The 25,154-nt window shown below is 69.4% G+C and carries 21 protein-coding genes; 15 read left to right on the top strand and 6 right to left on the bottom strand.

Going from position 1 to position 25,154, the window contains the following annotated elements:
- Positions 1–53 precede the first annotated feature (53 nt).
- The 4 genes from tig to clpX all read left to right on the top strand — a co-directional run bounded on the left by tig (position 54) and on the right by clpX (position 4,652).
- Entirely contained in the window at positions 54–1,457 is a 1,404-nt protein-coding gene (gene tig / locus ACZ37P_RS09430; protein WP_467345794.1) for a trigger factor, read from the top strand.
- A 399-nt stretch (positions 1,458–1,856) separates the two neighbouring features.
- Positions 1,857–2,459, top strand: a complete 603-nt coding sequence (locus ACZ37P_RS09425) for an ATP-dependent Clp protease proteolytic subunit (protein WP_355349570.1) — start codon at positions 1,857–1,859, stop codon at positions 2,457–2,459.
- A 69-nt stretch (positions 2,460–2,528) separates the two neighbouring features.
- Positions 2,529–3,203, top strand: coding sequence for an ATP-dependent Clp protease proteolytic subunit (locus tag ACZ37P_RS09420; protein WP_223187111.1), 675 nt, complete (start codon positions 2,529–2,531; stop codon positions 3,201–3,203).
- 165 nt (positions 3,204–3,368) lie between these two features.
- Entirely contained in the window at positions 3,369–4,652 is a 1,284-nt protein-coding gene (gene clpX, locus ACZ37P_RS09415) for an ATP-dependent Clp protease ATP-binding subunit ClpX (protein WP_188282316.1), read from the top strand.
- Between the two features lie 128 nt (positions 4,653–4,780).
- Here the strand turns inward: clpX and ACZ37P_RS09410 are convergent, their stop codons facing one another.
- Complete coding sequence (locus ACZ37P_RS09410; protein ID WP_391160358.1) at positions 4,781–5,779, bottom strand: hypothetical protein; 999 nt, start codon at positions 5,777–5,779, stop codon at positions 4,781–4,783.
- Positions 5,780–5,897: 118 nt separating this feature from the next.
- Between ACZ37P_RS09410 and ACZ37P_RS09405 the strand changes: the two genes are divergently transcribed.
- The 11 genes from ACZ37P_RS09405 (at position 5,898) to ACZ37P_RS09355 (ending at position 21,458) form a co-directional block, all read left to right on the top strand.
- Complete coding sequence (locus tag ACZ37P_RS09405) at positions 5,898–8,531, top strand: valine--tRNA ligase (protein WP_391160356.1); 2,634 nt, start codon at positions 5,898–5,900, stop codon at positions 8,529–8,531.
- A gap of 114 nt (positions 8,532–8,645) precedes the next feature.
- The gene (gene folC, locus ACZ37P_RS09400; RefSeq protein ID WP_401304554.1) at positions 8,646–10,208 is read left to right on the top strand and encodes a bifunctional tetrahydrofolate synthase/dihydrofolate synthase; all 1,563 of its coding nucleotides are present in this window, start codon (positions 8,646–8,648) and stop codon (positions 10,206–10,208) included.
- 13 nt (positions 10,209–10,221) lie between these two features.
- Positions 10,222–10,593, top strand: a complete 372-nt coding sequence (locus ACZ37P_RS09395) for a DUF4233 domain-containing protein (protein WP_467345790.1) — start codon at positions 10,222–10,224, stop codon at positions 10,591–10,593.
- Positions 10,594–10,799: 206 nt separating this feature from the next.
- Positions 10,800–11,213 (top strand): nucleoside-diphosphate kinase, encoded by a 414-nt coding sequence (gene ndk, locus ACZ37P_RS09390; RefSeq protein ID WP_188282321.1) that lies wholly within the window; start codon positions 10,800–10,802, stop codon positions 11,211–11,213.
- Positions 11,214–11,477: 264 nt separating this feature from the next.
- The gene (locus ACZ37P_RS09385) at positions 11,478–12,500 is read left to right on the top strand and encodes a rod shape-determining protein (protein WP_355349577.1); all 1,023 of its coding nucleotides are present in this window, start codon (positions 11,478–11,480) and stop codon (positions 12,498–12,500) included.
- A gap of 124 nt (positions 12,501–12,624) precedes the next feature.
- Positions 12,625–13,611: a rod shape-determining protein MreC gene (gene mreC, locus ACZ37P_RS09380; protein ID WP_355349540.1), complete on the top strand. Its 987-nt coding sequence runs from the start codon at positions 12,625–12,627 to the stop codon at positions 13,609–13,611.
- A 6-nt stretch (positions 13,612–13,617) separates the two neighbouring features.
- Positions 13,618–14,274 (top strand): rod shape-determining protein MreD, encoded by a 657-nt coding sequence (gene mreD / locus ACZ37P_RS09375; RefSeq protein ID WP_391047608.1) that lies wholly within the window; start codon positions 13,618–13,620, stop codon positions 14,272–14,274.
- Positions 14,271–16,481, top strand: coding sequence for a penicillin-binding protein 2 (gene mrdA / locus ACZ37P_RS09370; RefSeq protein ID WP_355349546.1), 2,211 nt, complete (start codon positions 14,271–14,273; stop codon positions 16,479–16,481). Before mreD ends, mrdA begins: the two co-directional genes overlap by 4 nt.
- Positions 16,478–17,677, top strand: a complete 1,200-nt coding sequence (rodA, locus tag ACZ37P_RS09365) for a rod shape-determining protein RodA (RefSeq protein ID WP_355349549.1) — start codon at positions 16,478–16,480, stop codon at positions 17,675–17,677. The genes mrdA and rodA overlap by 4 nt, the downstream gene beginning before the upstream one ends.
- Before the next feature lie 93 nt (positions 17,678–17,770).
- On the top strand, positions 17,771–19,360 hold the full coding sequence (locus ACZ37P_RS09360; RefSeq protein ID WP_467345789.1) for a CYTH and CHAD domain-containing protein: 1,590 nt from the start codon (positions 17,771–17,773) through the stop codon (positions 19,358–19,360).
- 136 nt (positions 19,361–19,496) lie between these two features.
- Complete coding sequence (locus ACZ37P_RS09355; protein WP_467345788.1) at positions 19,497–21,458, top strand: TIGR03960 family B12-binding radical SAM protein; 1,962 nt, start codon at positions 19,497–19,499, stop codon at positions 21,456–21,458.
- 283 nt (positions 21,459–21,741) lie between these two features.
- Here ACZ37P_RS09355 and ACZ37P_RS09350 read toward each other — a convergent pair whose 3' ends face one another.
- The 5 genes from ACZ37P_RS09350 to ACZ37P_RS09330 all read right to left on the bottom strand — a co-directional run bounded on the left by ACZ37P_RS09350 (position 21,742) and on the right by ACZ37P_RS09330 (position 25,005).
- Positions 21,742–22,617: a GNAT family N-acetyltransferase gene (locus ACZ37P_RS09350; RefSeq protein WP_467345786.1), complete on the bottom strand. Its 876-nt coding sequence runs from the start codon at positions 22,615–22,617 to the stop codon at positions 21,742–21,744.
- Positions 22,618–22,699: 82 nt separating this feature from the next.
- The gene (locus ACZ37P_RS09345; protein WP_467345784.1) at positions 22,700–22,864 is read right to left on the bottom strand and encodes a hypothetical protein; all 165 of its coding nucleotides are present in this window, start codon (positions 22,862–22,864) and stop codon (positions 22,700–22,702) included.
- Positions 22,861–23,991, bottom strand: a complete 1,131-nt coding sequence (locus tag ACZ37P_RS09340; protein ID WP_467345782.1) for a radical SAM protein — start codon at positions 23,989–23,991, stop codon at positions 22,861–22,863. Before ACZ37P_RS09340 ends, ACZ37P_RS09345 begins: the two co-directional genes overlap by 4 nt.
- On the bottom strand, positions 23,981–24,400 hold the full coding sequence (locus ACZ37P_RS09335; RefSeq protein ID WP_467345780.1) for a hypothetical protein: 420 nt from the start codon (positions 24,398–24,400) through the stop codon (positions 23,981–23,983). Before ACZ37P_RS09335 ends, ACZ37P_RS09340 begins: the two co-directional genes overlap by 11 nt.
- Positions 24,401–24,465: 65 nt before the next feature.
- Positions 24,466–25,005, bottom strand: a complete 540-nt coding sequence (locus tag ACZ37P_RS09330; protein ID WP_467345778.1) for an ATP-binding protein — start codon at positions 25,003–25,005, stop codon at positions 24,466–24,468.
- Positions 25,006–25,154 lie beyond the last annotated feature (149 nt).

The following is a 25,154-nucleotide window of genomic DNA, read 5'->3' as shown; positions in this document are numbered from 1 at the left end:
ACCGGATGATCCGGCCGCCCCCATCAACGTAAAGCCCCCAAGGAGACCCAACCGTGAAGAGCGCCGTCGAGACTCTGAACCCGACTCGGGTTCGACTCACTGTCGAGGTGCCCTTCGAGGAGCTCAAGCCCAGCCTCGACGCGGCGTACAAGAAGATCAACCAGCAGGTCACGGTGCCGGGCTTCCGCAAGGGCAAGATCCCTGCGCGCGTCATCGACCAGCGGTTCGGCCGTGGCGCGGTCCTCGAAGAGGCCATCAACGACGCGCTGCCGAAGTTCTACACGGAGGCGGTCAACGAGGGTGAGCTGAACGTACTCGGCCAGCCCGACGTCGACATCACCGAGTTCAACGACGGTGACGAGCTGAAGTTCACCGCCGAGGTGGACATCCGCCCCGCGATCGAGATCCCGGACTACTCCGGCATCGAGGTCGTCGTGGACGCCGTCGAGGTCACCGACGAGGACGTCGACACCTCGCTGGAGCAGCTCCGTGACCGCTTCGCCTCGACCACCACGGTCGAGCGCGCGGCGGCCGAGGGCGACGTCGTGATCGTCGACCTCGAAGCCTCCGTCGACGGCGAGGTGCTGGAGGACGGCGTCGCCAAGGGCGTCAGCTACACCATCGGCTCCGGCCAGCTCCTCGACGGCATCGACGAGGCCGTCATCGGCCTGGAGGCCGGTGGCTCCGCCACCTTCACCTCCGAGCTGAAGGGCGGCTCCGCCGCCGGCAGCGCCGCCGAGGTCAAGGTCGACGTCTCCGACGTACAGGCCCGCGAACTGCCCGCCCTGGACGACGACTTCGCCCAGCTCGCGAGTGAGTTCGACACCCTTGAGGAGCTGCGCGCGGACAGCCGCAAGCGCCTGGAGCGGATGAAGCAGTACGACCAGGCGACCGCCGCCCAGGAGAAGGTCCTCGACGCGCTCATCGAGCTGTCCGAGGTGCCGATCCCGGAGAAGCTGCTCAAGGACGAGATCGAGACCAGGACCCACAACCTGGAGCACCACCAGTTCCCGCAGATGGGTCTGGACTGGGACACGTACCTGGAGCGCGAGGGCAAGACGCGCGAGGAGTACGACGCGGAGCTCGAGGCCCAGGCGGTCAAGGGCATCAAGACCCAGTTCCTGCTGGACGAGCTGGTCAACAAGGAGAAGCTCTCCGTCAACCAGGAGGAGCTGACCGAGCACCTCATGCGCCGTGCGGCGACCTCCGGGATGTCTCCCGACCAGTTCGCCCAGGCCGTCGTCGAAGGCGGCCAGGTGCCGATGCTCGTCGGCGAGGTCGCCCGCGGCAAGGCGCTCGCGGTCGTCGTGGAGTCCGTCAAGGTCACGGACACCAACGGTGAGGTCGTGGACCTCGAGGACGAAGAGGACGAGGACGGCGAGACGGTTGAGGCCGTCGAGGCCGTCGAGGCCGCCGAGGCCGCCGACGAGAAGCCGGAGCCTGTCGAGCAGGCCTGAGCCCCGTCAGGGGCGCGGGGAACCGCGCGATCAGCCACGACGACGGCTGCATGTCACCACCGGCCCCGGAGAGGGCAGTCACGGTTGTTCTCGGACCGCCGGCCGGTGGGGACGTGTCGCGCGGTTCCCCGCGCCCCTCGAAGCACCCGCCTCCGCGAGGTGAACGCGCAGGCACGTCCGGGCCGGGCCACCAACCCCCTGTGCCGGCGCGGCGTCTTGGTCTCCGCTGGCAGCGAACAGTTCCGCGTAGGGGATTGCTGGGCCCCACCTGCGCGTTAGGGTCCGTAAGTAGGAGGGCGGGGGCTCGGCACCAGAAGGGGTCGGCCCCGGCCCGGACGAAGACCCTGTGACGGCTTCACGGCCGTCCGACAACGAGCAGGTGGATACGTGACGACTCCGATGCCTTCCGCCGCCGGCGAGCCGACTCTCGGTGGCCTCGGCGACCAGGTCTACAACCGACTGCTCGGCGAGCGAATCATCTTCCTCGGCCAGGCGGTCGACGATGACATCGCCAACAAGATCACCGCCCAGCTCCTTCTCCTGGCAGCCGAGCCGGACAAGGACATCTTCCTCTACATCAACAGCCCCGGCGGCTCCGTGACCGCCGGTATGGCGATCTACGACACGATGCAGTTCATCAAGAACGACGTCGTGACGATCGCCATGGGCATGGCCGCCTCGATGGGCCAGTTCCTGCTGACCGCGGGCACCCCCGGCAAGCGCTTCGCCCTGCCGAACACCCGCATCCTGATGCACCAGCCCTCCGCGGGTCTCGGCGGCTCCGCCACCGACATCAAGATCCAGGCCGAGCAGTTGCTGCACACCAAGCGCCGCATGGCCGAGCTGATCGCCCAGCACTCCGGGCAGAGCTTCGACCAGATCACCAAGGACTCCGACCGCGACCGCTGGTTCTCCGCCGAGGAGGCCAAGGAGTACGGCCTGCTGGACGGCGTCATGCTGTCCGCCACGGAGGTCCCGGGCGGTGGCGGCACCGGCGCCTGATCCGTTCAGGAACCCCAGCCGACAGCACCCAGCTTCCGCATCATCACCAGGACGGTGGACGTGAACAGCATGAACTTCCCCGGCAGCGGCCTGTACGAGCGCACCGAGGCCGAGCGGCCCGGTGTGTTCGGTGCCGAGGCCCGCTACATCATTCCGCGCTTCGTCGAGCGCACCTCGCAGGGCGTGCGCGAGTACGACCCGTACGCGAAGCTCTTCGAGGAGCGCGTGATCTTCCTCGGCGTGCAGATCGACGACGCGTCGGCCAACGACGTCATGGCGCAGCTCCTGTGCCTGGAGTCCATGGACCCCGACCGGGACATCTCGGTCTACATCAACAGCCCCGGCGGCTCCTTCACCGCGCTGACGGCGATCTACGACACGATGCAGTTCGTGAAGCCGGACATCCAGACGGTCTGCATGGGCCAGGCGGCGTCCGCCGCCGCGGTCCTGCTGGCCGCCGGCAGCCCCGGCAAGCGGATGGCGCTGCCGAACGCGCGGGTGCTGATCCACCAGCCGTACAGCGAGACCGGCCGCGGGCAGGTCTCCGACCTGGAGATCGCCGCCAACGAGATCATCCGGATGCGGCAGCAGCTCGAAGAGATGCTGGCCAAGCACTCCACGACGCCGATCGAGCAGATCCGCGACGACATCGAGCGGGACAAGATCCTTACCGCCGAGGAGTCGCTGGCCTACGGGCTGGTCGACCAGATCGTCTCGACCCGCAAGACCTCTGTGACGGTCTGAACACAGTCGGACAACGGACCGGTCGCGCGGGTGGCCCTCCTTGGACTCCACTGAGTGAGTACGTCCAAGGGGGGCCCACACGGGGGTCGCGGCAAGGTACCGTCGATGAGAGAAGCACCAGGCTCCGTTGATCTCGGCGGATCCCAGGCGAAGGGGAAACACCTCGTGGCACGCATCGGTGACGGCGGCGACCTGCTGAAGTGCTCATTCTGCGGAAAGAGCCAGAAGCAGGTGAAGAAGCTCATCGCAGGCCCTGGTGTGTACATCTGCGACGAGTGCATCGATCTCTGCAACGAGATCATCGAGGAGGAGCTGGCCGAGTCCTCCGAGGTGCGCTGGGAGGACCTGCCCAAGCCGCGGGAGATCTACGAGTTCCTCGAGGGCTACGTGGTCGGGCAGACGCCCGCGAAAAAGGCCCTGTCGGTCGCGGTGTACAACCACTACAAGCGGGTCCAGGCGGGTGAGAACGCCGGCCGCGGGCACGACGACGCGATCGAGCTGGCGAAGTCCAACATCCTGCTGCTCGGCCCGACGGGCTCCGGCAAGACGCTGCTGGCCCAGACGCTGGCCCGCATGCTCAACGTGCCGTTCGCCATCGCGGACGCGACCGCCCTCACCGAGGCCGGTTACGTGGGCGAGGACGTCGAGAACATCCTGCTGAAGCTGATCCAGGCGGCGGACTACGACGTCAAGAAGGCCGAGACCGGGATCATCTACATCGACGAGATCGACAAGGTCGCCCGCAAGAGCGAGAATCCGTCGATCACCCGCGATGTGTCCGGCGAGGGCGTGCAGCAGGCGCTGCTGAAGATCCTGGAGGGCACGACGGCCTCGGTGCCGCCGCAGGGCGGGCGCAAGCACCCGCACCAGGAGTTCATCCAGATCGACACCACGAACGTGCTGTTCATCGTGGGCGGTGCCTTCTCCGGTCTGGAGAAGATCATCGAGTCCCGCGCGGGCGCCAAGGGCATCGGCTTCGGTGCGACCATCCGCTCCAAGCGCGAGCTGGACATGGCCGACCAGTTCTCCGAGATCATGCCCGAGGACCTGGTCAAGTTCGGCATGATCCCCGAGTTCATCGGACGGCTGCCCGTCATCACCAGCGTGCACAACCTCGACCGCGAGGCGCTCCTCCAGATTCTGGTCGAGCCGCGCAACGCGCTGGTGAAGCAGTATCAAAAACTCTTCGAACTCGACGGTGTGGAGCTGGAGTTCGAGCACGGCGCGCTGGAGTCCATCGCGGACCAGGCGATCCTGCGGCAGACCGGCGCCCGCGGTCTGCGGGCCATCATGGAGGAAGTCCTCCAGTCGGTGATGTACGAGGTGCCGTCCCGCAAGGACGTGGCCCGGGTCGTCATCACGGCCGATGTCGTGCACTCCAACGTCAACCCGACGCTGGTGCCGCGTGAGCCGCGCATCGTCGGCAAGGGCGAGCAGAAGAGCGCGTAGCGCCACAGATACGAGCACACGCGAAGGGGGCGCCCGGTGGATCCGGGCGCCCCCTTCCGTCTGCGCGGAACGGCTCCGCGGAACGGCTGACCGCGGAACGCTCACGCCGAACGCGTCGGCGTACGGCGTCAGTTGAGCGGGACGCGCACGTCCTTGCGGACCTTCGCGGTGAGCGCCGCCGCCTCGTCGATCGGCATGCCGCTGCCGACGCCGGTGGTGGCCGTCGCCAGGTCGACCGGCAGGGTGTAGCCGACGGTGCTGTAGTCGGCCCACAGGCAGATCGGTGTGGTGAACGACTTGCTGCCCTCGGTGTACTTGGTGTTCTGGCACGACATGACGGCGTCGTCCATGCCCGCGGGCTGCACCTTCTGCGGGCTGCCGACCAGTTCGGTCTTGCCGCCGCCGGATTCCTTGTCGTCGGCGGCCTGCTTCTTGAGGTCGGCGAACATGCCGTCGACCACCTTCTGCGGGTCCGCGACCTTGCCGTAGACACCGCTGAACTCCAGCAGCTTGCCGGTGAGTTGGGACCCGCTGGTGTAGCCCGAGCTGACCTGCTGGGGGTCGGTGACGCCGAGCGTCTTGAGCAGCGTGACGTCCTTGGCGTCGAAGCCGTCGCCGGTGTCCGCGTCCTTCGACTTCTTGTACGTCTCCGCGACGGTCTCGGGCGTGATGAGCTTGTACTGTTTGCCGTCGTTCTTGACGGTGCTCTTGCCGCCGCCCTTGCCGCCGTTGGCGCTGTTGGCGCTGTTGTCGCCGTCACTGCCCTTGGTGAGGAAGAAGACCCCGGCGCCGATCGCGACCAGCGCCACCACGGCGCCGATGATGATCCCGGTGCGCTTCCCGCCGCCACCGCCCTGCGGCGGCACGGGCGGCTGGCCGCCGTAGCCGTACCCCGGCTGCTGCTGCGGCTGCCCGTACGGCGCCTGCTGCGGCGGGCCCTGCTGGGGGTAGCCGTAACCGGGCTGCCCCTGGGGCTGGCCGTACGGCTGCTGCGGCGGCTGGCCGTAACCACCTTGCTGCGGCTGCCCGTATCCGCCCTGCTGCGGCTGCTGCGGCTGCGGCTGCCCGTATCCGCCCTGCTGGGGCTGGTGCCCGTACGGGTTCGGCGGCGGCTGGTTGTCACTCATGTCAGGTGGTCCCCTCGTTTACGACCGTCGGACCATCCTCGCCGATCCTTTATCGGGTTCTTACAGCGGGGGCGATACGGATTCGTAACGGGATGGTCCGCCACCGTAGAATCGTGCCGTGACCGACAACTCTCAGCAGAGCCCCGACCGCGGGCCGCACAGCACCCCCGAACTGCCGACGACCTACACGCCGGCCGAGGTAGAGGGGGCGCTGTACGAGCGCTGGGTAGAACGCGGCTACTTCGAGGCGGACGCGAAGAGCGACAAGCCCGCGTACACCATCGTCATCCCGCCGCCGAACGTCACGGGCACGCTCCACCTGGGTCACGCCTTCCAGCACACGCTGATGGACGCCCTCACCCGCCGCAAGCGGATGCAGGGTTACGAGTCGCTGTGGCTGCCCGGCATGGACCACGCGGGCATCGCCACCCAGAACAAGGTCGAGCAGCAGCTCGCCGACGAGGGCAAGTCCCGGCACGACATCGGCCGCGAGGCGTTCGTCGACCGCGTCTGGCAGTGGAAAGAGGAGTACGGCGGCCGGATCCTCGGCCAGATGCGCCGCCTCGGCGACGGCGTGGACTGGTCCCGCGAGCGCTTCACCATGGACGAGGGCCTGTCCAAGGCCGTCCAGACCATCTTCAAGAAGCTGTACGACGACGAGCTGATCTACCGCGCCGAGCGGATCATCAACTGGTGTCCGCGCTGTATGACGGCGATCTCGGACATCGAGGTCGACTACCAGGACGACGACGGCGAGTTGGTCTCGCTGAAGTACGGCGAGGGCGACGAGACGGTCGTCGTGGCGACCACCCGCGTCGAGACGATGCTCGGCGACACCGCCGTCGCCGTCCACCCGGACGACGAGCGGTACCGGCACCTGGTCGGCAAGCGGATCAAGCTGCCGCTCACCGACCGGACGATCCCGGTCGTCGCGGACACGCACGTCGACCCGGAGTTCGGCACCGGCGCCGTCAAGGTGACGCCCGCGCACGACCCGAACGACTTCGCGATCGGCCAGCGGCACGGCCTGGAGTCGCTGACCGTCATGGACGAGCGCGCGGTCATCACCGCGCCCGGCCCCTTCCAGGGCCTGGACCGCTTCGAGGCGCGGTCCGCGATCGTCGAGGCGCTGCGCGAACAGGGCCGGATCGTCGCGGAGAAGCGTCCTTACGTCCACTCCGTCGGCCACTGCTCGCGCTGCAAGACCACCATCGAGCCGCGGCTGTCCCTCCAGTGGTGGGTCAGGGTCGAGCCGCTGGCGAAGGCGTCCGGCGACGCGGTCCGCGACGGCCGGGTCAGGATCCACCCGCCGGAGCTGAACAAGCGGTACTTCGACTGGGTCGACAACATGCACGACTGGTGCATCTCGCGCCAGTTGTGGTGGGGCCACCGCATCCCCGTCTGGTACGGGCCGAACGGCCAGCAGATCTGCGTCGGACCGGACGACGAGGTGCCGTCCGGCGAGGGCTGGACGCAGGACTCCGACGTCCTGGACACCTGGTTCTCGTCCGCCCTGTGGCCGTTCTCCACGCTGGGCTGGCCCGAACAGACGCCGGATCTGGAGAAGTTCTATCCGACCGACGTCCTGCTCACCGGGCACGACATCATCTTCTTCTGGGTCGCCCGGATGATGATGTTCGGCCTGTACGCGATGGACGGCACCCCGCCGTTCCACACCATCGCGCTGACCGGCCTGGTCCGCGACGAGTTCGGCAAGAAGATGTCCAAGTCCAACCCCAACTCGGTGGACCCGCTGGACTGGATGGACAAATACGGCTCGGACGCCGTCCGCTTCACCCTGGCCCGCGGCGCCAACCCCGGCGCGGACGTGCCGATCGGCGAGGACTGGGTCCAGGCGTCCCGCAACTTCGCCAACAAGATCTGGAACGCCACGCGCTTCGCGCTGATGAACGGCGCCACGGTCCAGGGCCCGCTGCCCGCGCCCGAGGAGCTGTCGGCCACCGACCGGTGGATCCTGTCCCGGCTGAACACGGTCGTCGCCGAGGTCAACGGCCTGTACGACGACTACCAGTTCGCGAAGCTCAGCGACAGCCTCTACCACTTCGCGTGGGACGAGGTCTTCGACTGGTACGTGGAGCTGTCCAAGACCGTCTTCTTCGCGGGCGGCGACGGCGCCCGGGTCTCCGGGCGGGTCCTGGGCGAGGTCCTGGACGTGATGCTGCGGCTGCTGCACCCGATCGTCCCCTTCGTCACCGAGACGCTGTGGACGACGCTGACCGGCGGCGAGTCGCTGGTCGTCGCGGACTGGCCGAGCGACAGCGGCTTCCGGGACGCGGCGGCCGAGGCGGAGATCGCCGAGGTCCAGCGGGTGGTCACCGAGGTCCGCCGCTTCCGCTCCGACCAGGGGCTCCAGCCCGGCCAGAAGGTCCCGGCGCTGCTGACCCTGGACGGGACGCTGCTCGCGCCGCACGAGGACGCCATCCGCCAGGTGCTCCGGCTCCAGCCCGCGGGCGAGGACTTCCACGCCACCGCGACGCTGCCGGTCGCGGGCGCCACGGTCGCGCTCGACCTGTCCGGCACGATCGACGTTCCGGCCGAGCGCAAGCGGCTCACCAAGGACCTCGGCCTGGCCGAGAAGGAGAAGGCCGACGCCGAGAAGAAGCTGGGCAACGAGGCGTTCCTCGGCAAGGCGCCCGAGCCGGTGGTGGCCAAGATCCGTACGCGGCTGGCGACCGCCGAGGCCGACATCGCCCGGATCACCGCGCAGATCGCGGCCCTCCCTTCGGCCTGACCGCACCGAGGGCCGCCCGCCCCGAAGGGCCACCGTGTGCCACGGGCCCGGACCGCGCACCCGCGGTCCGGGCCCGTGGCCGTTTCCGCTCGCGGGCTCCGTAGACTGGGCGCTGTGAGCGAGCACCCGCACAACGGCGACGGCCCCGAAGACGACGCGTACGAAATCCAGGACACCGCCTACGACGTGGACGACGACGTCGAGGACGCGGACGGGGCGGCCGACGGTACCCTCCGCGAGGCCGACCTGGCCGTCATCGAGGCGGGCAGCCGGACGCTGCGGGCCGGTGTCAGCCCGGTCGCGGCCGAGGACGACGTACCGGCGCGGCCCGCGGACCCCGCCGTCGACCGGGAGCTGCGCACGGTCGAGGAGGAGCTGCTCGGCCGCTGGCCCGAGACGAAGCTGGAGCCCTCGCTCGACCGGATCACGGCGCTGATGGACGTCCTCGGCGACCCGCAGCGCGCCTACCCGGCGATCCACATCACCGGCACCAACGGCAAGACCAGCACCGCCCGGATGATCGAGCGGCTGCTGCTCTCCTTCGACCTGCGCACCGGCCGCTACACCAGCCCGCACGTGCAGTCCGTCACCGAGCGGATCAGCCTGGACGGCGCGCCGATCTCCGCCGAGCGGTTCATCGAGACCTACCGCGACATCCAGCCCTTCGTCGGCATGGTGGACGACGCGCAGCCGCACCGGCTGTCGTTCTTCGAGGTGCTCACCGGGATGGCGTACGCGGCCTTCGCGGACGCGCCGGTCGACGTCGCGGTGGTCGAGGTCGGCATGGGCGGCGGCTGGGACGCCACCAACGTGGTGGACGGCCAGGTCGCCGTGGTCACCCCGATCGCGCTCGACCACACCGACCGGCTGGGCTCCACGCCCGGCGAGATCGCGGTGGAGAAGAGCGGCATCATCAAGAAGAACGCCACCGCCGTCCTGGCCCAGCAGCCCGCCGACGCGGCGCAGACGCTGCTCAAGCGGGCCGTGGAGGCGGACGCGACGGTCGCCCGCGAGGGCATGGAGTTCGGCGTCGTGCACCGCGAGGTCGCCGTCGGCGGGCAACTGCTGACGCTGCGCGGCCTGGGCGGCGAGTACGAACAGGTCTTCCTGCCACTGCACGGCGAGCACCAGGCGCACAACGCGGCGGTCGCGCTGGCCGCCGTCGAGGCGTTCTTCGGCATCGGCAGCACCCAGTCGCGCACCCTCGACATGGACACCGTGCGGGCCGCGTTCGCCTCGGTCACCTCGCCCGGCCGCCTGGAGGTGGTGCGCCGCAGCCCCACCGTGGTCCTGGACGCGGCGCACAATCCGGCGGGCGCGGCCGCCGCGGCGGCCGCGGTCGGTGAGGCGTTCGGCTTCACGCACCTGGTCGGTGTGGTCGGGCCGAGCGGCGACAAGGACGTACGCGGGCTGCTGGAGGCGTTCGAGCCGGTCTTCTCCGAGGTCGTCGTCACCCGTAACTCGACGCACCGCGCGATGGACGTGGACGAATTGGCGGCGCTGGCCGTCGAGGTGTTCGGGGACGACCGGGTGCAGGTCGAGCCGAGGCTGGACGACGCGCTGGAGGCGGCGATCACGCTCGCCGAGGACGAGGGCGAGTTCTCCGGGGCCGGAGTGCTGGTCACCGGTTCCGTCATCACCGTCGGAGAGGCCCGGCTGCTGCTGGGCCGCAAGTGAAGGGGGCGGGACGATGCGGACGCTGTGCGCGAGCACGCTGATCGGCGAGTTCTTCGTCATCGGCTTCGCCGGTCTGGTCGCGATGAAGCATCCCGACCTGTCGATGGGCACCGTCTGGACGGTGTGCGGGATCGCCATGGCGCTGTGCGTGCTGCTGTGCGGGATGCTCACCCGGCCGGGCGCGCTGACCGTCGGCTGGGTGCTCCAGGCCGCGCTGGTGGTCAGCGGGTACTGGGTCGGCACGATGTTCTTCCTCGGCGTGATCTTCGCCGGTCTGTGGTGGGCGGCGATCCACTACGGGCGCAAGGTGGACGTCCTGAAGGCCCGGCACGCGGCGCAGGCCGAGGCGCAGGCACAAGACCGTGCGCGGGCCCAGGAAGCGTGACCCCAGCGGCACCGTCCGTCCCGTCCGTCCCGGCCCGGTGTCCGCCGGGCACCGCCCGCCCTTGTAGGCTCGTCGTACTTCGCACCCCGCCGGCCGGAGCCCATACGGCCGCGCCCCCCGCGGCCGCACCCCGCCGGCCGCACACCGCACCCGTACAGAGAACCCGTACACCGAACCCGTAGACCGCACACAGCAGGAGCCGTCCCGTGTCGCAGCGCACCCTTGTCCTTCTCAAGCCGGACACCGTCCGCCGCGGCCTGATCGGCGAGGTCGTCGGCCGCATCGAACGCAAGGCGGGCTGGACCGTCGCCGCGCTCGAACTGCGCACCCTGGACCGCGGCACGCTGGAGCAGCACTACGCCGAGCACGTCGGCCGCCCGTTCTACGAGCCGCTGATGGACTTCATGGCGTCGGGCCCCGCGGTCGCGATGGTCGTCGAGGGCGAGCGGGTCATCGAGGGCGTCCGCGCGCTGGCCGGTCCGACCGACCCGATCGCCGCCGCGCCGGGCTCCATTCGGGGGGACTTCGGGACGATTGTCCGGGAGAATCTGATCCACGCCTCGGACTCCGAGGAGTCCGCCGAGCGCGAGATCAAGATCTTCTTCCCCGGTCTGGCCTAATCCCGGGACCTGGCTGTTCGGGTACGGAGTACCGTTGCTGACGCCCCGTCGGACCAGGCGCCCGGGGGAATCCCGCCGCCCCGGGCATATGCCGTCGGCGATCGGGAACCAAACACCCCGACACGGCGTCACCATTACAGAGGTCCGCTGTGTGTTCTGATGACAATGACGTCGGAACCCCGACCCCGTGCCCCGCCGGGCGCGACTACGATGGAATCTCCGCTCAAGCTCGGGAAGGCCAGACGTATCCACATGGCGAACAACATGTCGTTCATCGGCCGTGACATGGCAGTCGACCTCGGGACGGCCAACACGCTGGTGTACGTCAGGGGCCGCGGGATCGTCCTGAACGAGCCGTCGGTCGTGGCCGTCAACACCAACACCGGCGGCATCCTCGCGGTCGGTTCCGAGGCCAAGAAGATGATCGGCCGCACCCCCGGCAACATCGTCGCGGTGCGCCCCCTGAAGGACGGCGTCATCGCCGACTTCGAGATCACCGAGCGCATGCTGCGCTACTTCATCCTCAAGATCCACAAGCGGCGGTACCTGGCCCGCCCGCGGGTGGTCGTCTGCGTGCCCTCCGGCATCACCGGAGTCGAGCGACGCGCCGTCATCGAGGCGACCACGCAGGCCGGCGCCCGTACCGTGCACATCATCGAGGAGCCGATGGCGGCGGCGATCGGCGCCGGGCTCCCGGTGCACGAGGCCACCGGCAACATGGTGGTGGACATCGGCGGCGGCACCACCGAGGTCGCGGTGATCAGCCTCGGCGGCATCGTCACCGCCCAGTCCATCCGCGTCGCGGGTGACGAGCTGGACAACGCGATCATCCAGCACATCAAGAAGGAGTACAGCCTCCTGCTCGGTGAGCGGACCGCGGAGCAGATCAAGCTCACCATCGGCTCCGCCTTCGCCTCCAAGGACGACGACGAGCACACCGAGATCCGCGGCCGTGACCTGGTCAGCGGCCTGCCCAAGACCGTGGTGATCTCCGCGGCCGAGGTGCGCAAGGCCATCGAGGAGCCGGTCAACGCGATCGTCGACGCGGTGAAGACCACCCTGGACAAGTGCCCGCCCGAGCTGTCCGGCGACATCATGGACCGCGGGATCGTGCTGGCCGGCGGCGGCGCGCTGCTGCGCGGCCTGGACGAGCGGCTGCGGCACGAGACGGGAATGCCCATTCACATCGCCGAGTCGCCGCTGGACTGCGTGGCGCTGGGCGCGGGCAAGTGCGTCGAGGAATTCGAGGCACTCCAGCAGGTGCTCGACTCCTCGCCACGCAGATGAGGCACGGGCAGCACACGGGCTCACCGGTCGCCCGCAGCGACGGCGGGAACCCGCCCCACAAGCTCTGACCGGCCGCGGTGCACAGCGGCGGCAGGTCCGATGAGGAAGGCACGGACTGGCGCCCGTGAGGGACACACGAGAGAGCCGGCTTCTGCTGGTGCTGCTGGTGGTGATCGCGTTCGCGCTGATCACCGTGGACATCAGGGGCGGTGAGGACTCACCGCTCGACCGGCCACGGCAGGCGGCGCAGTCCGTCTTCGGCCCCGTCGAGAACTCCGTGTCAGGCGTTGTCGACCCGGTGGGCAACGCCATAGACGCGGTCCGCGACTCCGGCGGACGCAACAGCACCATCAGCCGCCTGCAACGCGAGAACGAGGCGCTCAAGCAGCAGCTCGGCAGCAAGGACGTCACCCGTAACCGGGCGGCGGAGCTGGACAAGCTGCTGAAGACCGCGGGCGCCGGGCAGTACGCCATCAAGGGCGCGCAGGTCATCGCGATAGGAGCCGCGCAGGGATTCTCCTGGACGGTCACCATCGACGCGGGCAGCAAGGACGGCGTCACCCGCGACATGACGGTCATCGACGGTGACGGCCTGGTCGGCCGGGTCACCACCGTCGGCCCCTCCACCTCCACGGTGCTGCTCGCCAACGACCCGGACTTCACCGTGGGCACCCGCATGGAGGGCTCCATGGAGCTGGGCTTCGCCACCGGCCAGGGCAACCAGCCGATGCGCGTGCAGCTCCTCAACGGCAAGGCCACGGTGCACAACGGCGACCGGCTGGTCACCTTCGGCTCCGAGGCGGGCAAGCCGTTCGTGCCGGGCGTGCCGGTCGGCAAGGTCGTCGGCGTCGACCCCTCGGGCGGCAACCTCACCAAGACCGTCCAGGTGCAGCCGTTCGTCGGCTTCACCCGGCTGGACATCGTCGGTGTCGTCGTCCAGGGCCCGCGTGCCGACCCGCGCGACAGCGTGCTGCCGCCGAAGCCGACCCCGTCGCCCAAGCCGAAGCCCACATCCACGCCCAAGCCCGGCTCGACCCCGACCGGCGGCACCACCCCCGGCACCACGGCCGGCACCACGGAAAATACGACAAGCAACGGCAAGAGGGGCTGAGACACCGTGCGCCTCAACCGGATCGTGCTCTCCACCGTCCTCGTGGTGATCGCCATGGTCGCCCAGGTCAGCGTGCTGGCCCGGCTGCACCTGCCCGGCGCGGTCCCCGACCTGCTGCTGCTGACCGTGCTCGGCCTGGCCATCGCCTACGGCCACGTCGGCGGCTGCCTGGTCGGCTTCGGCGCGGGACTGCTCGCCGACCTCGCGCCACCGGCCGACCACGCGGTCGGCCGCTACGCGCTCGTGCTGTGCGTCATCGGCTACCTGGCGGGACTCGCCAAGCCCGAGAGCGGCCAACTGCGCACGGCCGCCGGACCCATGCTCGTCGTGATCGGCGCGGCCGTCGGCACCACGCTTCTGTACGCGGGCGTCGGCAGCCTCGTCGGCGACACCGCGGGCGCCCACGTGGGCCTGCCCAAACTGGTGTTCACCGCGACCGTCTACGACCTGCTGCTCGCGCCCTTCGTGGTGCCGCTCGTGATGGCCCTGGCCAGACGCTTCGACCACGATCCGCTCACCGAGGACCCGACCGGCGGCTTCGGCGGCAGCGCGCTGCGCACCCGGCCCACCCGTACCAGGACCGGTTCCGGGATCAGCCCGCAGCGCGGCCTGTTCGGCCGGGCCAAGACGATGGCCTCGATGCCCAGGGGGGCCAGAAGGTGAGCAACATCCCGGAGACCGGGCGCACCTCCCGGGTCACGATCCGCCTGGTGATCCTCCAGATCCTCGTGGTGTCCCTGCTGCTCACCCTCGGCGGACGCCTGTGGTACCTCCAGATCCGCAACGGCCAGGAGTACGACCAGAAGGCCGCGAACAACCACATCCAGCAGGTCGTCACCCCGGCCGTCCGCGGCTCGATCCTCGACGACCGCGGTGTGCCGCTCGCCGACAACCAGACGCGCCTGGTGGTCTCCGCCTCCCGTACCGACCTGCTCAAGCAGCGCGACGACGGCCTGGCCGTACTGACCCGGCTCGCCGGTGTCCTCGGGCTGACCCCCAAGGAAGTCACCGACAAGGTGCGGCTGTGCGACGCGAAGACGCCCAAGCCGTGCTGGAACGGGTCGCCGTACCAGCCGATCCCGATCACCGACGAGGCCACCACCCAGCAGGCGCTCCAGATCATGGAGCGGCGCGAGGACTTCCCCGGCGTCACCGCCGAGCCCACCGCCGTACGCCGCTACCCCAGCCCTTCCAAGGCGAACACCGCGCAGGTCCTCGGCTATCTGTCGCCGGTCACCGACGCGGAGCTGACCGCCTCGGAGAAGACCGAGGCGCCGCTCCAGCGCTCCGACCAGATCGGCCGCTCCGGCCTGGAGAGCGTCTACGACGCGCAGTTGCGCGGCAAGGCGGGCGTGACCCGCTACGAGGTCGACAACCTCGGCCGGGTGATCGGCAAGGCGGGCGACACCCCGGCGCAGCCCGGCGCGAACCTGGTGACCAGCATCGACTCCAAGGTCCAGGCGCTCACCGAGAAGGAACTCGCGCAGGCCATGGCCGACGCGCGCAAGACGTACGACAGCATCACCCACCAGAACTACAAGGCCGACTCCGGCGCGGCCGTCGTCCTGGACAACAACACCGGCCAGGTCATCGCCATGGCCAGCGCCCCCACCTACGACCCCAACGAGTGGGTCGGCGGGATCTCCGCCAAGGACTACAAGGCGCTCAACGAGACCGAGTCCAACTACCCGCTGCTCAACCGCGCCACGCAGGGCCAGTCGGCGCCCGGCTCCACCTTCAAGGTGGTGTCCACCTCGGCGGCCGTCAACGCCGGTTACGACATCAACGGCGGCTACCCCTGCACCTCGTCGATGACCATCGGCAACCAGGTCTTCAAGAACTTCGAGAACGAGAGCTTCGGCGACATCTCGCTCGGCCGCGCCCTGGAGGTCTCCTGCGACACCGTGTTCTACGGCATCGCGTACGACCAGTGGCAGAAGGACGGCGGCACCGACCCCAAGCACCCCAAGGACTGGTTCTACAAGACCGCCCACCAGTTCGGCCTCGGCGCCAAGACCGGCATCGACCTGCCGGGCGAGGTCACCGGCCGCGTCCCCGACCGTCAGTGGAAGCAGAGCTACTACGACGCGATGAAGGACTACTGGTGCAAGCTCAAGAAGACCAGTAAGAAGAACGACCTGGCCACCGCCATCGCGCGGGAGAACTGCACCGACGGTTACGTGCTGCGCGCCGGTGACTCCGTCAACTACGCGATCGGCCAGGGCGACACGCTCGTCACGCCGATCCAGATGGCCCGGATCTACGCGGCGCTCGCCAACGGCGGCACGCTGTACCAGCCGACCATAGGGAAGGCCGTGGTCAGCGCGGACGGCAAGACCGTCACGCCGATCAAGCCGAAGGTGGCGGGCAAGCTGCCCGACTCCAAGTCGACGCTGAAGTACATCAACAAGGCCACCGCGGGCGTCGTCACGGACGGTACGGCCAACTGGAAGTTCGCCGGCTGGCCGCAGGACAAGATCACGCTGCACGCCAAGACCGGTACCGCCGAGGTCTCCGGCAAGCAGACGACCTCGTGGCTGACCACGTACACCAAGGACTACACGATCGTGATGACGATCTCGCAGGCCGGTACCGGCTCCGGCGCCTCGGGCACCGCGGTCCGCCGGATCTACGAGGCGATGTACGGCATCGAGAAGGACGGCCCGAAGATCGACGCGAGCAAGGGCATCATGCCCAAGCCGGTCGCCGCGCTGCCGAAGATCTCCGGTGACGGCGTCGTCGTGCCCGCGTCCGACACCACCTTGACGCCGTCGCAGCACGGCACGCCGGGCGACCCGGGCCCGGTGCTCGCGGCCCTCACCCCGACCCGCACCGAGAAGCTGCTGCAGGGCAGGAAATCCTGGTCATGAGTGCCACCAACAGCTACTCGATCCGCCGCTTCACCCCCGAGCGGTCCACGCTGGGCAAGCTCTTCGCCCGCGACTCGATAGCGCGCCGGATGGACTGGGTGCTGCTCTTCGCGTCCCTCGCGCTGACCGCCATCGGCACGATGCTGGTGTACTCCGCGACCCGCAACCGCACCAATCTCACCCACGGCGACCAGTACTACTTCCTGATGCGGCACCTGATGAACGCCGGGATCGGCGCGGGTCTCGCGATCGGTGTCGTCGTCATAGGGCACCGCAGGATGCGCGGCATCGTGCCGTTCTACTACGTGCTGGCGATCCTCGGCATCCTCGCGGTGCTCAGCCCGCTCGGCTCGACCGTCAACGGCGCGCACTCGTGGATCGTGATCGGCGGCGGCTTCTCGCTCCAGCCGTCGGAATTCGTGAAGGTCGCGATCATCCTCGGCATGGCGATGGTGCTGTCCGCGCGGGTGGACGCGGGCGACCGCGAGCATCCGGACCACCGGACCGTGCTCCAGTCGCTGGGCCTGGCCGCGCTGCCGATCCTGATCATCATGATGATGCCGGACCTCGGCTCGGTGATGGTGATGGCGGCGATCGTGCTCGGGGTGCTGCTCTCCTCCGGCGCGTCCAACCGCTGGGTGTTCGGCCTGATCGCCGCCGGGATCGGCGGCGCCCTCGCCGTCTGGCAGCTCGGCATCCTGGACAAGTACCAGATCGACCGCTTCGCGGCCTTCGCCAACCCCGCCCTGGACCCGGCGGGCGTCGGCTACAACACCAGCCAGGCGCGGATCGCCATCGGCTCCGGCGGCCTGCTCGGCAAGGGCCTGTTCCACGGCAGCCAGACCACCGGGCAGTTCGTGCCCGAGCAGCAGACGGACTTCGTCTTCTCGGTCGCGGGCGAGGAACTGGGCTTCCTCGGCGCCGCCCTGATCATCGCGCTGATCGGCCTCATCCTGTGGCGGGCCTGCGCCATCGCCCGCAATGCCACCGACCTGTACGGCACGATCGTCGCCGCCGGAATCGTCGCCTGGTTCGCCTTCCAGTCCTTCGAGAACATCGGCATGACGCTGGGCATCATGCCGGTCGCGGGTATCCCCTTGCCCTTTGTGTCGTACGGCGGATCATCGATGTTCGCCAACTGTGTGGCCATAGGTCTGTTGCAGTCCGTACGGATGCAGCGGCCGATGTCGGCGTGACGCGCGGGCCCGGCCGGTCGGAAGGGGTCCGCGGATCCCGTCCCGGCCGGCCGCGCCATTGCTCGCGGGCGGGGTGCCCGGTTACCGTCGAGCATGGGTCAGCGAGTGCGCGAGACCGAACGCAAGTACGAGGCCGGTGACGGCCCCGGCCGCTCCCTGACGCCTCCCGACCTCGAAGGACTGCCGTCCGTCGCCGGAATCCGGCGCCTGGACCCCGTCCTCCTCGACGCCGTCTACTACGACACCGCCGGCCTCGCGCTGGCCGCCCACCGCACCACGCTCCGCCGCCGTACCGGGGGCGAGGACGCGGGCTGGCACCTGAAACTGCCCACCGGCGAGCCCGACACCCGCACCGAGGTCCGTGTCCCGCTGGGCGCCGCCGACGACGCCCCGCCCGAGGAGCTGCGTACCGAGGTCGCCGCGCTGCTCAGGGGCCGCCCGCTGAACCCGGTGGTCCGGCTGCGCACCACCCGGCACCGGACCCTGCTGCTGGACGCGGAGGGCGGCGCGCTCGCCGAGATCGCCCACGACGAGGTCCGGGCGTATGTGTACGAGGCGGGCGCGTACGAGGCGGGTGCTTACGAGGCGGGTGCCGACGAGACCGGTGCGTACGAGACCGGCGCCGACGCCGACGCGGGGGCGGACGGCCCGAGCTGGACCGAGACCGAGGTCGAGCTGATGCGCGGCCCGCCCGCCCTGCTGGACGCCGTCGAGGAACGGCTGACGGCGGCGGGACAGCGCCGCTCGGCCTCCCGCTCCAAACTGGCCCGCGCGCTCGGCGACCGGCTCGCCGAACCGCCCGCGCCGCCCGGCACCCCCGCCACCGCGGGCGAGGTCGCCACCGGGTACCTGCGCGAACAGCTCACCGCGATCCTCGCGCTCGACCCGCTGGTGCGGCGCGACCAGGAGGACGCCGTGCACCGGATGCGGGTCGCCACCCGCAGGGCCCGCAGCGCCCTCAAGAGCTTCCGCAGGGAGCTGGACCGCGGTGCCACCGACCCGCTCGGCGCGGAGCTGAAGTGGCTGGCCGCCGTCCTCGGCACCGAACGCGACCGCGAGGTCCTCGCGGACCGCGTGGACGGGCTGCTCGCCGAGGCCGACCCCGCGCTGGTCACCGCGGCCGTACGCGACCGGCTGCGGGGCCTGGCCGCCGACAGCCACGCGCGCTCCCACGCGGCCCTGGTCCGGGTGCTGAACGGGATCCGCTACTTCGCGCTGCTCGACCGCCTGGAGGCGCTGCTCGTGCTGCCGCCGTTCCTGGTGTCGGCCGCCGCGCCCGCCCACGAGGCCGCCACCGCCGCCGTGGGCCGCGACCACCTGCGGCTGCGGCGGCAGATCCAGGCCGCGCTGGCGCTGCCGCCAGGCGACGACCGCGACATCGCGCTGCACGAGGCCCGCAAATCCGCCAAGCGCGCCCGCTACTGCGGCGAGGCCGCGCAGCCGGTGCTCGGCAAGCGGGCCGCCGCCCACACCGGCCGGATGAAGTCCGTCCAGCAGCTCCTCGGCGAGCACCAGGACAGCGTGATGTGCCGGGCGGCGCTCGGCCGTACCGCGCGGGAGGCACGGGCGGCGGGGGAGCCCACCGAGGCGTACACGGCGCTGATCGCGGCCGAGCGGGCCAGAGCGGCGGCCGTGGAGGCGGAACTGCCGGATGTCTGGCGGTCGGCGGACCGCGACATCTGAGCCGGGGCCCGGGCGCGGTGGGGCCGTGACGGATGAGCGGGCCCGGGCCGCCGCGAGACACGGGTACCCTTGAGGGTCACCCAGCCCCCACGCCGCCGGCCGGGGGAGTCCCAGCCGTCTGATGAGAGTCGCCGAGATGCCTGTCGAGTCGGTCTTCCCGCGCTTGGAAGCACTTCTCCCGCACGTCCAGAAGCCGATCCAGTACGTCGGCGGCGAGCTGAACTCCACCGTCAAGGAGTGGGACAGCACCGACGTCCGCTGGGTGCTGATGTACCCGGACGCGTACGAGGTGGGCCTGCCCAACCAGGGTGTCATGATCCTCTACGAGGTGCTCAACGAGCGCGAGGGCGTCCTGGCCGAGCGCACGTACAGCGTGTGGCCCGACCTCGAAGCGCTGATGCGCGAGCACGATGTGCCGCAGTTCACGGTCGACGCGCACCGCCCGGTCCGCGCCTTCGACGTGTTCGGCCTCAGCTTCTCCACGGAGCTGGGCTACACCAACATGCTCACCGCGCTCGACCTGTCGGGCATCCCGCTGCTCGCCGCCGACCGCACGCTGGACGACCCGATCGTGCTGGCGGGCGGCCACGCCGCGTTCAACCCCGAGCCGATCGCCGACTTCATCGACGCGGCCGTCATCGGGGACGGCGAGCAGGCCGTCCTGGAGATGACCGAGGTCATCCGCGCGTGGAAGGCCGAGGGCCGTCCCGGCGGCCGGGACGAGGTGCTGCTGCGGCTGGCGAGGACCGGCGGGGTGTACGTGCCGCGCTTCTACGACGTGGAGTATCTGGCCGACGGCCGGATCTCCCGCGTCGTGCCCAACCGCAGCGGCGTGCCGTGGCGGGTGTCCAAGCACACCGTGATGGACCTCGACGAGTGGCCGTACCCCAAGCAGCCGCTGGTGCCGCTGGCCGAGACCGTGCACGAGCGGATGTCGGTGGAGATCTTCCGCGGCTGCACCCGCGGCTGCCGCTTCTGCCAGGCGGGCATGATCACCCGCCCGGTGCGCGAGCGGTCCATCACCGGGATCGGCGAGATGGTCGAGAAGGGCCTGAAGGCCACCGGCTTCGAGGAGGTCGGCCTGCTCTCGCTGTCCTCCGCCGACCACACCGAGATCGCCGAGGTCGCCAAGGGCCTCGCCGACCGGTACGAGGACGACAAGATCGGCCTGTCCCTGCCGTCCACCCGCGTCGACGCCTTCAACATCGACCTGGCCAACGAGCTGACCCGCAACGGCCGCCGCTCCGGTCTGACCTTCGCCCCCGAGGGCGGCTCCGAGCGGATCCGCAAGGTCATTAACAAGATGGTCTCGGAAGAGGACCTGATCCGTACCGTGGCCACCGCGTACGGCAACGGCTGGCGGCAGGTGAAGCTCTACTTCATGTGCGGGCTGCCCACCGAGACCGACGAGGACGTCCTCCAGATCGCCGACATGGCGAAGAAGGTCATCGCCAAGGGCCGCGAGGTCACCGGGCAGAACGACATCCGCTGCACGGTCTCCATCGGCGGGTTCGTGCCCAAGCCGCACACCCCCTTCCAGTGGGCCCCGCAGCTCGGCGTGGAGGAGACCGACGCCCGGCTGGAGAAGCTGCGCGACGCGATCCGCGGCGACAAGAAGTACGGCCGCAACATCGGCTTCCGCTACCACGACGGCAAGCCCGGCATCATCGAGGGCCTGCTCTCCCGCGGCGACCGCCGGGTGTCGGCCGTCATCCGGGCCGTCTACGAGGACGGCGGCCGGTTCGACGGCTGGCGCGAGCACTTCAGCTACGACCGCTGGCTGCGCGCCGCCGAAGCCGAGCTGCCCGCCTTCGGCGTCGACCTGTCCTGGTACACCACCCGCGAGCGCACCGCCGAGGAGGTCCTGCCCTGGGACCACCTGGACTCCGGTCTCGACAAGGACTGGCTGTGGGAGGACTGGCAGGACGCCCTGGACGAGACCGAGGTCGACGACTGCCGCTGGACGCCGTGCTTCGACTGCGGTGTCTGCCCGCAGATGGATACATGGGTACAAGTAGGCCCGACCGGCCAGAAGCTGCTGCCCCTGGCGGTCAAGAACGCAGGTCCGGCGCCTGCGGAGCACGGTCATACGCACTGAGATGAGTGACGCCCCGAGTAAGATCGCCGACTTACTCGGCGACATGACGGACGCCGAGGCGACCGAGGTTTGGTCTTGCTTCGGCGTCTCGACCTCAGTGAAGGCAGAACCGCGGTCTACGCTCACGACACCTCTGCCTGGTCCGGGCCCGGAGGGCAAGGCCGGTCGAGTCAAGAGCAGTATCGAGTGGGTGTGACTCCAGCAGTCACGCGCTTCCGGAGAGGGCGATCGACGCGGTCTCTGTGCGCCGTCTTCGCCGTCAGGGAGTGGCCGGAAGCGTGTTTCAACGGGCTGGCGTGGTGACGACGAAGCCGAGGGACTTCAGACCTTCGGCTTGGCAGAGAGTGTCTGACACGCCGCCGACTTCGGTTTGAAGCAGCTGGTACTCGGCTCCGTTCTCTTGACCCCACCGCATGGCGGCGCGCCAGAGTGCGCGCCCGAACCCGTACCCCCGGTGCTCGGAGCGGACTCCGAAGTACTGGGGCATGAGCTGGGGCTGGCCGATCGCGTCGGGCCTGATCTCCATGGGGCCGATGGCTCCTGCGACCCGGCCGGCCGTCGTAGCCACGAGTACGGGGCCGACTGTGCCCGTTTGCATCTGTGTGTGGAGGAAGGCGAATCCGTCGTTCGCCATTTCCTTTGAGAAGCAGGCGAAGTCTTCGCGTAGGTGGGGGGACAGGTCGGCGGAGACGGTGAGCGGGCGCGCAGGGGGTGGGCATGTCCCGTCGGTGAAGTCCTTGAGCTGAATCCTGACGCCTTGGGCGAAGCGGTTGGCGTATTCGGGGCCGAGGAAGCGTACGACTCGGGCCCTGCTCGCGCCGTGGTCCGCGGCGAGTTTCTGGGCCAGTTCGGCGGCGGCGATGTGGCTACCGGGCTCGACTCCGTACGCATAGACCTTGATCGTTCCTGTGCCACGGGCCAAGTGGGTGGGGATCAGCGTTTCCCCGGGGCGGTGTACGACGGCGTCGGTCAGCACGCTCTCGTCCTTGCTGTCGGACCAGCGGAGATCCTTGTCATACGGGAGGAACCGGCGGCTGCCCGCGGCCCTCATTGTGTCGGCGAAGAGGTCGTCGGTGAGGACGGACGGGTGTACTGGGCCGATGGTGGGGACGTAGGGGGCCGTTACCACTGGGCGGAGCCAGTCCCAACGGAAGCGCATGGGTCGCACCTTACTTGCGGCGGGGATGGACGGCTCAGGCCCCGGCATGATCTGCCAGGGCCCGAGCGGGTTCAGTGGAACGTCAGTGGGGGTTGTCGTCGCCCGCGTTGCAGGAGCACTTCACGGAGTCCATCACGTCGTCCATGTCGGCGACGGTGATCACCACGGGAGTTGCGACCGTGGCGGCGGACTCCTCGGGGCGGATCACGGGCGGCCTGGGCCGGATCTTTACGGCGACTGCGGTCATGGTTGCACCATCTCCTTGGGCATTCCGTGCTGGCAGTAGTTGATCAGTGGAGCCTTCGCCTCCTGGAACTGCTTGGCCAGCGGCCGGCACACCTTGCATGTGCCGGAGAGCTGGCAGCCCTCGCAGCCCCCGGTGCGAAGCATCAGGGCGTCGGAGATCGCGGGCAGCCGACGCAAGCCCTCAAGACCCTCGGCCATGAGGTCGATCTGGTCGTCGCGGCCGACCTTGCAGATGCTCACCTTGGCGTGTGGGTCGGCGTGGAAGAACGTCACTCCGGCGTTGCATCCGGTGAAGGCGCTGCGTTCGCGCAGGTGGCTGCTGGACTGGGCCAGCAGGCTTTCCGGACCGCCGTAGATGGTGGGCGTCATGTTGCTGAAGACGTGGTGCTTCAGGCCCCATTCCTCGGCGAGGGCCACCATGGCGTCTGTCTCGTGGGCGTTGTCGTTGGTGACGATGATGTTGAGCCGCACAGGCAGGTCAGCTTCACGTGCGGCGTCCATTCCGCGTTTGAACGCCTTCCAAGCGCCGCGCCGTTGTGTGAGCCGGTCAAAGCTCTCCTCGGTCGCCCCGTACACGCTGACAACAAGGCGGTAGGCGGGGCACTCCTCGAACATCGCCAGCAGCGATTTCTCCCACAACCGGGACGCGTTCGTGGAAACGGTGAGCATCATCCCCAGCGAGTAGGCGTACCGGTAGGCGTCCTGGAAGTGCTTGTCGATGGTGGGTTCGCCGCCGGTGATCTGGAGCCAGACCACGCCCGCGTCCCGCATGATGTCGAGGAGCCTGACCTTCTCCTCCCATGTGAGGCCGGAGAACTCCTTCAGGCCCAAGTAGCAATGCGTGCAGGCGAAGTTGCAGCCGAGGTTGATCTCCCAGCTCGCCTTGGAGAAGCCGTAGGACGAGCGCTCGCGGACCAGCACCGCCTTCGATACAGGCTTGCCGACCAGGTCCCGACCCCACACCTGCGCGACCGTCTCGGCAAACCACGATGGGACCGGGGAGTCGTTGCCGACGAGGGCGCGTAGTTCCTCGTAGCCGGCCTCGGGCAGACGTGCCCCTGCCGCGCTGCCAGGCCGTAAGGCCAGATATCCGTCAAGGAACGGGCTCACGATCAGGTCATGAAGCATCGTTCATTCCTCCGGTCAGCCGGTGAGGGGGGTTCCAGGGATCGTGGATCTGCCATGTGTGGCCGTCGGGGTGGCCCTCGTATTCGCTACAGCCGCCATGCGTGGGATGGGTGGCCGGGCAGTCCGGGAGGATCAGCAGAATGGCCGGGGTGCTGTTCGGAGGCCACCGGCTCCAGACGGCGGTGTTGTCGGCGATGTCGAGGACCATTGCGTAGTGGTCGCCGCTGGTGTGACGTTCGAGGGTGCAGCGCAGGTCCCGGATGTCAGCAGTCATGTCGTGGCGGTATCCGGACCATGCCAGGGCCGTGAGGGCGAGTGGTTCGGGCAGGACGGTCAGGGCCGAGCAGATGGACCGGTGCCTGGGCGTGGGCGGAGCGATGGAGTTGATGTTGGGGGTGGAAATGGTCACGGCATGTTCCTCTGAAGTGGACGGGCGCGGTTCGGGACACGGCCTGAGCGGGTCCAGGTCAGGCGTCATGCGTGAACGCCCGTATGCCCGGCTGTTACGCAAAGCGAGGCAGGTAGCGTCTCCCGCCGGGGCGTCCTGGACCGTTGTTTGTCCGCTCGCAACGAGGCGGCAAGTCGCAGACTTGCCCAGACGGTCTTGCCAACGGGCGCAGCCCTCTCGAATCCCCACGCGCCTTCGGTGAGGCCGGCGACGATCTGAAGTCCGCGTCCGCTCTCGGCGTCCAGGGAGGCGGGCCGCAGTTCGGGTGGTTCGTCGCTCTGGTCCTGGACCGCGACGTACAGGCGGCCTGTGCTGATCCACAGGGTCAGGAGGCACGTGCGGACCATAGATCGACGGTGCCCTGCGGACTCCTGCTCGGTCGGCTCGCCCGCGTGGCGAACCGCGCTGCCTGTCAACTCCGAGATGACGGTAAGGGCGTCCTGTACGACCTCGTCGGGGAGGCCCCAGCTTTCAAGGACCTCTTGTGCGTGACGCCTGGCGAGACCGGGGGCGGATGGCTCGCAGGCCAGGTCCAACCTGGTCCGGTTGGCGTAGTCGCTTGCCATCACTGTCCTCCGTGCGCTCTCCCGTGCCGCGAGTCGAACTGCCGCTCGCGCCCTGACTGGTTGCACGCACTACGCAACCGTCTGCGTACGGAGAGCGGTACCGTTGGGGCGGCGTGCGAAGTGGAAAGCGTGGAAAGTTCGTCCACCCG

Source organism: Streptomyces sp. NPDC024632, assembly GCF_055559175.1.
The sequence above is the reverse complement of the archived record's forward strand: the minus strand, read 5'-3'. Positions and strand labels throughout refer to the sequence as shown.

Bases quoted from the DNA above. Each gene is read 5' to 3' on its own strand.
- ACZ37P_RS09420 (WP_223187111.1), top strand. From the start codon at position 2,529: ATGAACTTCCCCGGCAGCGGCCTGTACGAGCGCACCGAGGCCGAGCGG.
- ACZ37P_RS09425 (WP_355349570.1), top strand. From the start codon at position 1,857: ATGCCTTCCGCCGCCGGCGAGCCGACTCTCGGTGGCCTCGGCGACCAG.
- ACZ37P_RS09385 (WP_355349577.1), top strand. From the start codon at position 11,478: ATGTCGTTCATCGGCCGTGACATGGCAGTCGACCTCGGGACGGCCAAC.
- ACZ37P_RS09345 (WP_467345784.1), bottom strand. From the start codon at position 22,864: ATGACCGCAGTCGCCGTAAAGATCCGGCCCAGGCCGCCCGTGATCCGC.
- ACZ37P_RS09410 (WP_391160358.1), bottom strand. From the start codon at position 5,779: ATGAGTGACAACCAGCCGCCGCCGAACCCGTACGGGCACCAGCCCCAG.
- ACZ37P_RS09350 (WP_467345786.1), bottom strand. From the start codon at position 22,617: ATGCGCTTCCGTTGGGACTGGCTCCGCCCAGTGGTAACGGCCCCCTAC.
- ACZ37P_RS09340 (WP_467345782.1), bottom strand. From the start codon at position 23,991: ATGCTTCATGACCTGATCGTGAGCCCGTTCCTTGACGGATATCTGGCC.
- ACZ37P_RS09330 (WP_467345778.1), bottom strand. From the start codon at position 25,005: ATGGCAAGCGACTACGCCAACCGGACCAGGTTGGACCTGGCCTGCGAG.
- rodA (WP_355349549.1), top strand. From the start codon at position 16,478: ATGAGTGCCACCAACAGCTACTCGATCCGCCGCTTCACCCCCGAGCGG.
- ACZ37P_RS09360 (WP_467345789.1), top strand. From the start codon at position 17,771: ATGGGTCAGCGAGTGCGCGAGACCGAACGCAAGTACGAGGCCGGTGAC.
- ACZ37P_RS09355 (WP_467345788.1), top strand. From the start codon at position 19,497: ATGCCTGTCGAGTCGGTCTTCCCGCGCTTGGAAGCACTTCTCCCGCAC.
- ACZ37P_RS09395 (WP_467345790.1), top strand. From the start codon at position 10,222: ATGCGGACGCTGTGCGCGAGCACGCTGATCGGCGAGTTCTTCGTCATC.